This window comes from Sandaracinomonas limnophila, assembly GCF_004005965.1.
GTDB lineage: Bacteria > Bacteroidota > Bacteroidia > Cytophagales > Spirosomataceae > Sandaracinomonas > Sandaracinomonas limnophila.
On the sequence record NZ_SACY01000006.1, the window covers coordinates 55,461 to 67,402 of the forward strand.

General features: G+C 36.6%; 8 protein-coding genes and 1 riboswitch. Of the genes, 4 read left to right on the forward strand and 4 right to left on the reverse strand.

The window, feature by feature from the left end; genetic code table 11:
* The first annotated feature begins 8 nt into the window (after positions 1-8).
* On the forward strand, positions 9-956 hold the full coding sequence (locus EOJ36_RS11495) for a carboxypeptidase-like regulatory domain-containing protein (protein WP_127805523.1): 948 nt from the start codon (positions 9-11) through the stop codon (positions 954-956).
* Between the two features lie 3 nt (positions 957-959).
* Here EOJ36_RS11495 and EOJ36_RS11500 read toward each other — a convergent pair whose 3' ends face one another.
* Positions 960-2,006 carry a TerC/Alx family metal homeostasis membrane protein gene (locus tag EOJ36_RS11500; protein WP_238944485.1) on the reverse strand — a complete coding sequence of 349 codons (1,047 nt, stop codon included), beginning with the start codon at positions 2,004-2,006 and terminating at the stop codon, positions 960-962.
* Between the two features lie 56 nt (positions 2,007-2,062).
* Here EOJ36_RS11500 and EOJ36_RS11505 point away from each other — a divergent pair, with 56 nt between their 5' ends.
* Positions 2,063-2,800, forward strand: a complete 738-nt coding sequence (locus EOJ36_RS11505) for a glycosyltransferase family 2 protein (RefSeq protein WP_127805527.1) — start codon at positions 2,063-2,065, stop codon at positions 2,798-2,800.
* Positions 2,801-3,025: 225 nt separating this feature from the next.
* Here the strand turns inward: EOJ36_RS11505 and EOJ36_RS11510 are convergent, their stop codons facing one another.
* Positions 3,026-3,556 carry an REP-associated tyrosine transposase gene (locus EOJ36_RS11510; protein ID WP_127805529.1) on the reverse strand — a complete coding sequence of 177 codons (531 nt, stop codon included), beginning with the start codon at positions 3,554-3,556 and terminating at the stop codon, positions 3,026-3,028.
* 252 nt (positions 3,557-3,808) lie between these two features.
* Entirely contained in the window at positions 3,809-6,250 is a 2,442-nt protein-coding gene (locus EOJ36_RS11515) for a TonB-dependent receptor (RefSeq protein ID WP_127805531.1), read from the reverse strand.
* Between the two features lie 94 nt (positions 6,251-6,344).
* Positions 6,345-6,440, reverse strand: a riboswitch (TPP riboswitch).
* Positions 6,441-6,499: 59 nt separating this feature from the next.
* On the opposite strand from EOJ36_RS11515, the gene mfd reads away from it, so the two are divergent.
* Both mfd and gldJ read left to right on the forward strand, forming a co-directional pair.
* Positions 6,500-9,841 carry a transcription-repair coupling factor gene (gene mfd / locus EOJ36_RS11520; RefSeq protein WP_127805533.1) on the forward strand — a complete coding sequence of 1,114 codons (3,342 nt, stop codon included), beginning with the start codon at positions 6,500-6,502 and terminating at the stop codon, positions 9,839-9,841.
* A gap of 64 nt (positions 9,842-9,905) precedes the next feature.
* Positions 9,906-11,186: a gliding motility lipoprotein GldJ gene (gldJ, locus tag EOJ36_RS11525; protein WP_127805535.1), complete on the forward strand. Its 1,281-nt coding sequence runs from the start codon at positions 9,906-9,908 to the stop codon at positions 11,184-11,186.
* Positions 11,187-11,204: 18 nt separating this feature from the next.
* On the opposite strand, the gene EOJ36_RS11530 is transcribed toward gldJ, so the two are convergent.
* Complete coding sequence (locus EOJ36_RS11530; RefSeq protein ID WP_127805537.1) at positions 11,205-11,882, reverse strand: ComF family protein; 678 nt, start codon at positions 11,880-11,882, stop codon at positions 11,205-11,207.
* Positions 11,883-11,942: the final 60 nt, after the last annotated feature.

Consider the following 11,942-nt stretch of genomic DNA (forward strand, 5'->3'; position numbering starts at 1 on the left):
TTTGAAAAATGAAGGTAATTAGAATTCGATTTAGCTTTTTAAGTATTTTGGGGGTATTATTATTTTCTATACCAAATGGTTTGTTAGGACAGGATCAATTAATAAATATTTTAGATGCTGAAACAAACAAACCTATCTCCTATGCGAATTTATATTTCAAAAAACAAAATAGCGTTTTTACAGTAAATGAAAATGGTACATTTATAATTTCTTCAAAAAGAAAAGAAATAAATGACACAATAAATATTAGCTGTGTTGGATATCAAACTAAACAAGTAATAATCAATAAAATTGCTAATTTTGATACAATAAAGCTTATTCCAAACATTATTGAACTTCCAGAAATTCAAGTAAATTCAACAAATACCAAGACATTTAGAACTGAAAAAACAAAAGCTAAAGGATCAATTGGTGGAATTCCAAATAACCAATTTATGATAGGATTAAGTTTTGATTCAACTCAATTCGCATTCAAAAAGATTGAAGCTGTCATGGTTTATATACATCGAGGGGGGGACTCAAATACCCCCTTTCGAATTCGATTTTTTAAATTACAAAATGACATGCCTGTGGACGAAGAATTTTATCAAATAAATATGGTGGTTCATGCAGCTAAAACGGGCTGGAATACCTTTTCAATTTCAGGAAATCAACCACAAATACCTTCTTCTGGTTGCTTTATTGCTGTAGAATGGCTCGACTTTCAAACCATTGATATTTCTAAAATAGACTATACTAAAAAGAACTTTAATTTAGATTTCAATAAATATAGAGGTCAATATATCGGAATGGGCTTTTATTCCTATAAACAAAATAAAAGTAAAGGATATTACAAGACAATTAATTCAAAAAATGGACAATGGTTTTCAAGTAATTCATTGTTTAATAACTACAAACAACCTGAATTTAAAAATCAAATCTTGAAACCTATGATTGCTTTGAGTTTAACTAATTAAACCTTATTTCTTCTCCGGAAAGGTCATACTCAATCCAATACTTACTACTAATATTCCAATAATTACTCCTAAGGAATGCATGGTGCCAAACCCCCATTGTTCTAAATAATGGTGTGCTAGCATTTTCACCCCTACAAAAGACAATAAAACGCCCAATCCCATTGGAAGGAATCTGAATAGTCCCATCAAACTAGAAAGGAAAAAGAATAAGGAACGTAAGCCCATTACAGCAAAAACGTTGGAAAAAAAGACAATGTTAGGGTCTTTTGAAATTGAAAAAATAGCAGGAATGGAATCTACCGCAAATAAAATATCGGTAAAGGCAATCACCACCACAATTACAAACAAAGGCGTAATAAACACCTTACCTGTCTTTTTCATTCGAATAAAAAATCGACCGGTTACATTGCGGTGAAAGACATTAAAGAACCTAGATAATAATTTTACTATAGGATGTTCCGAAGGTTTAATCTCTTTTTCTTCTTCGTGACTAAACAAAATCTTAACACCCGTATACACCAAAAATGCACCAAATACGTAAATAATCCAGTCGAATTTTTGCAAAAGGGCCGCACCCAGGAAAATAAAAATTAATCGTAAAATGACCGCCCCTAAAATTCCCCAAACCAAAATTTTCTTATAATATCTTTTTTGAACTCCGAAAGAATTAAAAATAAGGATGAAGACAAATACATTATCGGCCGATAAAGAATATTCCACTAAATAGCCAGTAATAAACTCTAAAGAGAGATTATCCTGAAAAACGGTTAATGATTTTGCGTAATTAGTAGCATCTAAATTTAGGTGTTTAGCATATAATTGTTGAATTTCTGAAAGACTTGCCAAGTCAGAAATTCCATGAACCATGCCCCCAAAATATTTCAAAAAGAAATAAAATAAAATGGCTAAACTTACCCAAGCAGCTGACCAAAATCCAGCTTCTTTGAATGTTACCTCTTGTTCTGGACCTTTTTTGAAGAACCCTAAATCGACCAACATCACTAAAATAACTCCGATAGAAAATAAGGTAAAAAACAAAGTTTCGCTCATAAATACGTAATTTTGAAAAATAGTCCACAAATTTCGGAAATTTTCAGCGAACATTTATGTATAACGGCAAAAAGGTTATCGTAGTAATGCCAGCTTACAAGGCGGCACTCACATTAGAAAAAACATACAACGAAATTCCACACGATTGGGTGGATGATGTTATTTTGGTAGATGACCATAGTCCAGACAATACCGTTGAAGTAGCCAAACAAGTGGGTATCCAACATGTCATTCGTCATGATAAAAACAAAGGTTATGGCGGCAATCAAAAAACCTGTTACAAAAAAGCCTTGGAATTGGATGGGGATATTGTAATTATGGTACATCCAGATTACCAATACACTCCGCTCCTATTGAAAGCCATGATCTCTATTATGGGAAACGGACTTTACCCGGTAGTTTTTGCTTCCAGAATTTTAGGAAAAGGAGCCTTGAAAGGTGGAATGCCAATCTACAAATACATTGCCAATCGAATTTTGACCTTGTTTCAAAATATTCTGATTGGTCAAAAATTATCTGAATACCACACCGGTTACCGTGGTTTCACCAAAGAAGTTTTACAAGCGGTAAACTTTGAAAAATGTGACGACGATTTCATTTTCGACAACCAAATGGTCCTTCAAATTTTCTGGAAGGATTTTGAAATTGGTGAGGTCACTTGTCCAACCAAATATTTCGAAGAAGCCTCGTCGATCAATTTCAAAAGAAGTTCTATTTATGGATTAGGGGTTATTTGGTGGTCGATCCGTTATCGTTTGGCTAAATGGGGGCTTAGCTGGGATTTGGTGAAGTAAAACTCGCGCTCAGCTCTGCTGAGTGCGGAATATGAATCGAACTTGTTTTCGAAATATCAAAAACCTCGCGCTCAGCTCCGCTGAGTGCGGAATATGAATAGAACTTGTTTTCGATAAATCAAAACTAAAAATTTTGCTGATAGTCCACACTCAGCAGAGCTGAGCGTGAGTTTGGCAGAGCTTGAGCATGAGGTTACTCCCAGCGGTGCTAAACGTGCAAAAACCTTAAAACTCCAAAACTTTGATTGGACTTTCAATATGCGCACTACTTAATCGCCAATCTTCCGAATTTGAAACAAAGCCTGCTTTGACAGGATTAATGTGTATATAATCTAATTTTTGATCAATTTTAGCATTTGAATCCAAGCATACTGGATAAAAACCATCTTGCCAAAAACTAAAACCAAATTCCTTATTTCTCAATTTGGCATTAAACTTAAAAACCATTTGTATCCAATCTTTTCTTGATTCTTGAGGATTTTTTTTAATTAATCTCGTTAATTCTTTAGAAGTAAATGATTTAAAATCTCTAACCCAATCCCCTATTTTTCCTTTATCTCTGGAAACAATCAAATGTAAATGATTTGTCATGATTACATAAGCATAAATTTCTAATCCCTTATTTACTTGACAATATTTTAAATTTTCAATTATGATTTCGGCATATTCACGTCTTGAGAAAACATCTACCCAACCTGAAACTGTCAAAGTGATGAAATATAAGTAGCCTTCGTGGGTTTTTCTAAATTCTGACATAATGTTTTCTCTTGAAAACGTAAAAACTTAATTGAAATTGAATCAATTAATTGATAATTTCGCGCGCTCAGCTCCGCTGAGTGCGGAATATGAATCGAACTTGTTTTCGATAAATCAAAACTACAAGTTTTTCTGATAGTCCACACTCAGCAGAGCTGAGCGTGAGGTTACTCCCAGCAGAGCTGAGTGTATGCAACAAAAAATCCACGCCCGACAAAGCCGAGCGTGGATGGGTAACAACCTAAATATACATTAAAAACGGAGTGATGTGCCCACTAAGAAATTAAATCCTGCTTGTGGGTAGTAAAAGTTTTCAGTAATCGTTTTTCCTTCATAAATGTAACTGTAGGTATAGCCATTGGAGCTATACATCGTATTCGCAACATTGTTCAACAACAAGGTAAACGCTAATTTTTTTGTCCATTTGGTTTGAACGGGTAAGCTAAAACGAATGTCTTGAGTTAAATACGACTGAATCGTTCTTCCTTCCAATCCAGAATTATCTAAATACTGTTTGCCAACAAATTTGGTTAAAAACGAAGTTTCTAAATTCCCCAAATTAAGAGTCAAATTACTGCCCGCTATCGTGGATGGAGAATAAGAAATATCGGTTTTTCCTCTAGCAATGGATTTTTCCTCTCCCGAATCATAATCGGTAATATATTCTACGAAATCAGCGATTTTATTCTGACTCAAGGTCAAATTTCCTTGCCAAATTACTTGTTTAGACAATTTCCAAGTAAGGTTTCCTTCTATTCCTAAACGATAAGAAGAAGTTACATTCTGACGAATCGGCTCTCCTACTGAATTCAATTTTCCGGTCAAAACTAACTGGTCTTTGTAATCCATGAAATATCCATTCAATTGGTAGGAAACCTTTGTTCCTTTTTGAATGAATCCAAGTTCTAAATCTCTCAAAAACTCTGGATTCGGTTTCTTGTTCGGATTATCTACAAAATCTTGTCGGCCCGGCTCCTTGCTTCCTACCGAATACGATACGTACGCCGAACTATTATCTCCCGTTTTATGCGTCAATCCAAATTTGGGATTAAAAAAAGAGTAAGTGTTAGTTTGGGAAATATCCTGACGTTTGTCGGCAATACCAGCCATCACATACCCCACCGTTCTGTATTGCAAATCGACCATTCCTTCCAAATAATCATTGATGGCAATGGTTGCCTTGGAATACAAGTTTAAATCGGTTTTTTGCGAACGACTTTCGTAATAGCGCTTACCGATGTATTCAGCGGGGATATCTCCACCAACCACATCGCCATGGTGTCGGCCAATATATTTATTCCAGCCTCCACCAAATGTGAATTTCAAACCTTTTTGTCCTTCATAATTCAAAGCAAAAGTGCTCCCATAAAAATCGTTATCGAGCCATTTTTGACGAATAATATTTGCATCTGTCACCACTTCCCCTGCTTGTGAAAATGGTTTTAAATCGTATTTCGACAAAGCATCATAGGGCTTAAATTCCTCATAATATCCTCTGCCATACGTATAATGCAAGTTAAAATTCAGGTTCCAATTTGCGTTTAATGTATGCTGACTCAACAATTGGTAATGATCCTGCGCATAATTATCGGTCTGATTTGGGTACAAATAATAATTGTAAGTTCTACCACTGTTTAACAAATTTTTCGCATCCTCCTCGCTCAACCAATTACGATCGATATAGGCATTCATTCCTTCGACATCGTTGTTTACTCTACTTTCTGGAGTTCCGTACCAGGACTGAAAGGTCTTTTCCTTTCCCGTAAAAAAGTTCAAACGAAGCATGGATTTTTTGCCGAAATAGGCACTCGAAAGGTATAAAGAACGAAGATTTGAAAAAGCTCTGTCTAAATAACCATCCGAAGTTATTCGAGACAAACGACCATCTATGGTAAACTTGCCTTTCATCAAGCCTGAACCAAATTTCAAAGTAGTTTTTAGCGTATTGAACGAACCTCCAGATGCATTTGCCTCCGCGTAAGCATCTTTTTCAAATTCATTGGTCTGCATATTGACCGAACCCCCAAAGGCTCCAGCCCCATGCGTACTTGTTCCAACCCCTCTTTGAATTTGAACCGATGCTACTGAGGAAGAAAAATCGGGCATGTTCACCCAGTAGGTTCCTTGGGATTCAGAATCGTTCACCGGAATTCCATTGATGGTCACATTGACACGAGAGGCATCAGAACCACGAATACGAATTCCTGTGTAACCAACTCCGGCACCCGCATCAGAAGTAGTTACAATAGAGGGTGTGAATTGCAGTAAAATAGGCATATCTTGTCCCAAATTACTTTTTCTCAATTCCTCTGCGCCTACATTGGTATAAGCCATTGCAGAAGAGCTATTCGCTCGAGTGCCTTGAACGATTACCTCATCATTTAAGAAATTGTTTTTCGCTAATTCAATTTTTTTAGAATTGTTGGAAACAATTTTTTGGGTAGAATAACCCACATACGAAACCGATAAAACAGCATTAACAGGAACATTTTTCAAATAAAAATGCCCTTTAGCATCCGAAACAGTACCTTTTTGGGTACCTTCAATTACAATTGTTGCTCCCCATAAAGGTGTTTGGGAATCTTTTTCAACAATTTGGCCCTCAACAAGGCCAGTTACATTTTGTGCCCAAATTGGCGCAAAAATCAAGCTTAACAAACTTGTAACAAAAACGATTGTCGTTAATTTTTTCATTTAATTGAAATTTTAACAACAGGTAAAGGAGTCAAATCCTGTTTGAATTTAACATAACACCCTTCATATTTTCGATTTTTTTGAGATTTCAGCGCTAAAATCTCTACAAAATCCCTTCGGCAGCATTACCTGCATCAGGTTCTATGGGTATAATCTCAGCCTTAATTTTAAGGCACCCCTTTTTGTGGATGCACAAAGATACAAAATTTCCTACCTTTGCAAACTCATTTGCATAATTTCAGACCAAGGATGATCGTAAAGGATTTTCTACAACTCTATAAAAACGACCCGTTTATTCAGAACATAGCTTCCCAAATCAATGCGGCAGCTACAGGTAGCAATTTTGCTCTAAAAGGCATTTCTGGCGCCATGGATGCGGTTTTAATGAGCAGTATTGCGTCTGAAACTGGCCTACATTTGGTCATTTGTGAAGACAAAGAGGAGGCCTATTATTTGCAAAATGACCTACAAAGCCTGGTAGGCGATCAATCGGTAGCTATATTTCCAAGCTCTGCCAAAAAACCCTATGAATGGGAAGAGGTAGACAATGCAAATGTGTTACTTAGAGCAGAAACCTTAAATCTTTTAGGAAATTATTCTGGACAAAAGCTTTTTATTATCTGCTATCCGGAATCGCTCACCGAGAAGGTAATCAACAAAAAATCTTTAGTTAAAAACACGCTTTCTATACGTGTTAAAGATAAAATTGATCCAACTTTCATTGCAGAAACACTCAATGAATACGACTTTGAGCGAACTGATTTTGTATATGAAGCTGGACAATATTCGGTTCGTGGAGGCATCGTAGATGTCTTTTCCTACGCTGCGGAATTCCCCTATCGAATAGATTTCTTTGGAGATGAGGTTGAAAGTATTCGAACATTTAATCCAGAAACTCAACTTTCCATTGCCTCGGTTTCAGCCATGCACCTGATTCCAGATGTTCAAACGAAATTAATTCAGGAAACCCGAGAAAGTTTTTTTCATTTTTTACCAGAAAAAACTACCATTTGGATCAAAGACTTAGCTGCTTTGGAAGAAGCAATTGAAACAAATTTTGAAAAAGTAACAATAGACTTTGAACAAATTTCTATCAAAAGTGGAAACATTCAAATTATCTCAAAACCGGAAGAGCGATGGGAAACAAAAAAAGACTTTTCCAAAGAAATAAATAAATTTTCTTTGATTGAAATAGGAAAACGATTTGTCCAAAAAAATGCAACAACCATTTTTTATACATCAACAAATCCAGGATCGTTTCAAAAGGATTTTCAAAGACTTGCAGACGCACTTTTAGACAATCAGACCAAAGGTTTTACCAATATTATTTCTTCCGAATCGCCGCGACAACTAGAGCGCTTGGAAGTAATTTTTAATGAAATCAATTCAGCCATTCAATTTAAACCTATCCAAATTTCCTTGCGAGAGGGTTTTATTGACCAGCAAACTAAAATTGCTTTTTATCCCGACCACCAGATTTTTGAACGCTATCACCGCTATAAAGAGCGTAACAAATTTTCAAAAAATAAAGCCTTAACCTTAAAGGAACTTCGCAATTTGCAAGTGGGAGATTATGTTACCCACGTAGATTATGGAATTGGTCGTTTCGCAGGACTTACCCTAGTGCAAACTCCCAATGGAGAACAAGAAGTCTTGCGTTTGATCTACCGCGATGATGATTTATTGTCCGTTTCAATACACTCTTTACATAAAGTTTCCAAGTATTCGGGCAAAGATGGAAATGCCCCTACAATGTCGAAATTGGGTTCGCCGGAATGGGAAAACAAAAAATCTAAAGTCAAGAAGCAGGTCAAAGATATTGCCAAAGAACTTATTTCTCTGTATGCCAAAAGAAAAGCTGCGCCAGGATTTGCCTTTTCTCCAGACACTTATTTACAAGCTGAATTAGAATCTTCCTTTTTATATGAGGATACCCCAGATCAGGCAAAGGCTACGGCAGAAGTTAAGGCCGATATGGAAAAGCCGCACCCAATGGACCGATTAGTCTGTGGCGATGTGGGTTTCGGAAAAACAGAAGTTGCCATTCGGGCGGCATTTAAAGCGGTTGCTGATTCTAAACAAGTGGCCATTTTGGTGCCGACAACTGTTTTGGCCATGCAACACTTTAGAACTTTTCACGACCGATTGGCGGCCTTTCCTTGTAAAGTAGAATATGTTAACCGTTTTCGGTCTACAAAAGATATTAAGGCAACTCTTGACCGAGTGGCCTCAGGTGAAACAGATATATTAATTGGAACCCATCGCTTGGTCAATAAAGACGTTAAGTTTAAAAATTTAGGCTTGATGATCATTGATGAAGAGCAAAAATTCGGGGTAAAAGTAAAAGACAAGCTAAAAGAAATGCGTGTGGATGTGGATGTATTGACCTTGACAGCCACTCCAATTCCAAGAACGCTTCACTTCTCCTTGATGGGAGCAAGAGATTTGTCGGTAATTGCCACTCCTCCACCTAATCGTCAGCCAGTTGATACGAAAATGGTAGTTTTAAGTGACGAGATTTTACGTGATGGAGTTCGAAATGAAGTAAACAGAGGAGGACAGGTTTTTGTGGTGCATAACCGAATTAATGAATTAGATAGTACGGCCAATAGAATTTTGAAATTAGTTCCAGATGCAAAAGTAGCAGTTGCTCACGGACAAATGGAAGGCGATAAATTAGAAAAAATCATGATGAGCTTCATTGAAGGGCATTATGATGTGCTCGTTGCTACAAATATTATCGAATCGGGACTTGACATCCCGAATGCCAACACCATTTATATTATTAACGCCAATCATTTTGGACTTTCGGATCTACATCAAATGCGTGGACGTGTGGGAAGAAGCAACAAGAAAGCCTATTGCTATTTGGCGGTACCTTCCTTATCCACTTTAACTTCAGATGCCCGCAAAAGGTTGAGCGCCTTAGAGGAATTTTCTGATTTAGGAGATGGTATCAAAGTAGCCATGCGCGATTTAGATATTAGAGGTGCTGGTAATTTATTAGGTGCAGAACAAAGTGGCTTTATCAACGATTTAGGTTATGAAATGTATCATAAAATATTGGATGAGGCTGTTCAAGAATTGAAAGAAAAAGAATTTAGAGCCTTATTTGAGCACGATTTGCAACAAGTTGCTGAAAATCTAAAGATTGATTGTTCAATTGAGACCGATTTACGTGTTTTAATTCCAGAAACTTATGTGCAAAGTATATCAGAGCGACTTTCAATTTACACCCAATTAGATGAAATTGAGGAAGAAGATAAATTGCAAACATTCATCAAAGAATTAGAAGACAGATTTGGCAAATTACCTGTGGAAGTTGAAGATATGGTGGAATTGGTCAAATGTAGATGGAAAGCGCAACAGCTTGGAATTGAAAAAATTCTATTGAAAAACAATAATTTGAAATTATATTTCGTTAACTCCGAGGCACAAAATGTTCAATTGGTAGGTAAGATTGTTCAATTTGTACAAAACAAAAAAGGACTTTGTCAATTGCGAGAAAAAGCAGGTAATTTGATTTTGCAGGTTGACAAAATTAGTTCCATAAAGGATTTAGAAAGTATTTTGATAGATATAGCCTCTTAGTTTTGAGTGATATTTGATTTTTTTTACCTTTGCTTTTATTATTCTGTAGAAAACGAAAAAAATAATGAATAAGATTAAATTAGTGGCGTTGGTTTTTGTGGGATTAATCGGATTTTCATCTTGTAAAAAAGATAAATTAGGTAGTGCACTTGGTTTTGGTTCAGGTAAAACATCTAGTGTAAATATTGGTTCTGCTTCAACTGCAACCGGAATTGCCTACAATCAAAAAGGTGGTTTTCAGGTAGAAAAGAAATTTTCAGGACAAACCACTGGCCCCAACCTGGTATTTATTGAGGGAGGACGATTTACCATGGGTACTGTAGAAGAGGATGTTTTGGGCACTCATGATAATATTGAAAGAACTGTATCTGTTCAATCATTCTACATGGATGAAACAGAAATTGCTAATATTCATTGGTTGGAATATTTATATGCAGTTCAAAAGGATTCTACCCAAGAATTTTACGAGTCGGCCTTACCAGACACAACAGTTTGGAGAAATGATTTAGCTTTCAATGACCCTTATGTTGAACAATATTTACGTTTCCCAGGATTTAGAATGTATCCTGTAGTGGGTGTTTCTTGGAAACAAGCCAATGATTATTGCAAATGGAGAACAGCTGCCGTAAATAAACAATTGGCAGGTGGATACAACCAAGTTGCCGAAGGCAAAGCTCCTAAAGGCAAAAAAGCACAAGCAAAAGCTGCCGCAGCAGCAACTCAGCGTACAGTTGCTCAATCCAAACCAACTATTGAATCTGGAAAAGTATTACCTTCTTATCGACTTCCAACAGAGGCAGAATGGGAATATGCGGCAAAAGCACTTATCGGAACAATTCAGGAAGATGAAAACCAAAGTAACCAACGTATTTATCCATGGGATGGCCCTTACATGCGTGACCAATTTGGCAAAAAAACCAAAGGTAAAATGTTAGCCAACTTCAAAAGAGGACGTGGAGATTATGCCGGTGTTGCAGGTAAATCGAACGACGGCGCTATCATTACTACAGAGGTTTACAGTTATGCTCCTAACGATTTCGGATTGTATCAAATGGCTGGTAATGTGAATGAGTGGGTATACGACTTGTATCGTCCCTTATCTTTTCAAGATTTCAACGATTTAAATCCGATTCGTAGAAATGATTATTTAGACAAATCTAATTTATACGATAAAAAGAACAACAACTCTCTAATTGACAACAAATCGAGAGTTTACAAAGGAGGTTCTTGGGCAGACGTTGCCTATTGGTTGGCACCAGGAACTAGAAGATTCATTGATGAAGATTCTTCAACTTCAACAATCGGTTTCCGTTGTGCTATGATTTCTGCGGGCAGATTGAAATAAAATTTAGCGGTGGCCGTCTCAACGTACCACCGCTAAACTTGCTAAAGAAAGATCTAGAATCCCTCCCTTCCACAATTCTTTCCCTGCTGCAATACAGGTTGCACCCGTAGTTAAGGTATCATCCAAGAGGACAATTCTTTTACCCATTACATTTTCAGAGCCTAATTCAAAACAATTGTTCAATTGTTCAAATCTACTTTGTCGATTTTGAGATACTAGTGATTCCCCGTGTTTGGTTCGAATTAAGGCATGCTCTAAAAGTGGAACATTTAGGTAATTTGACACCCCTTTGGCTATTTCAGCGGCTTGATTATAGCCTCTGGCCTTGAATCTTTTTGGGTGCAGGGGTATAGGAACAATACCGTTTATGCCTAAATTCGACCATTCATCAGCATAAGCTTTTCCAAGAAGAACACCCATTTTTTGAGCTAATTTTACATTCCCCTTGTATTTTATTTGGTGCATGATGTGCTGCATATGTCCACCTGCCGAAAACCAAGCATAGGTAAAAAATGAGGAAATTGGTAATTCTCCATCAAACTTTTCTAGCAAATAATTGGATTTTTCGGCACGAAAATCATATCTCGGCAGGGCATATTGACAGTCGAGACAAATAAATTCTTGGGGTAAAAGCAAGGTCTGTTGGCAAGCACAGCATTGTTTCGGATAAATCAATTGTAAAATGAATGTAAACATTGCGAAAAAATTTTTGTATTTAATTAAGATTCAGTAATTTTGCACCCCTAAAGTAGGTCC

What these genes read in the sequence shown, in the direction of transcription:
- EOJ36_RS11515 (WP_127805531.1), bottom strand. Translation starts at nt 6,250, where the DNA reads ATGAAAAAATTAACGACAATCGTTTTTGTTACAAGTTTGTTAAGCTTG.
- EOJ36_RS11530 (WP_127805537.1), bottom strand. Translation starts at nt 11,882, where the DNA reads ATGTTTACATTCATTTTACAATTGATTTATCCGAAACAATGCTGTGCT.
- gldJ (WP_127805535.1), top strand. Translation starts at nt 9,906, where the DNA reads ATGAATAAGATTAAATTAGTGGCGTTGGTTTTTGTGGGATTAATCGGA.
- EOJ36_RS11510 (WP_127805529.1), bottom strand. Translation starts at nt 3,556, where the DNA reads ATGTCAGAATTTAGAAAAACCCACGAAGGCTACTTATATTTCATCACT.
- mfd (WP_127805533.1), top strand. Translation starts at nt 6,500, where the DNA reads ATGATCGTAAAGGATTTTCTACAACTCTATAAAAACGACCCGTTTATT.
- EOJ36_RS11505 (WP_127805527.1), top strand. Translation starts at nt 2,063, where the DNA reads ATGTATAACGGCAAAAAGGTTATCGTAGTAATGCCAGCTTACAAGGCG.
- EOJ36_RS11495 (WP_127805523.1), top strand. Translation starts at nt 9, where the DNA reads ATGAAGGTAATTAGAATTCGATTTAGCTTTTTAAGTATTTTGGGGGTA.
- EOJ36_RS11500 (WP_238944485.1), bottom strand. Translation starts at nt 2,006, where the DNA reads ATGAGCGAAACTTTGTTTTTTACCTTATTTTCTATCGGAGTTATTTTA.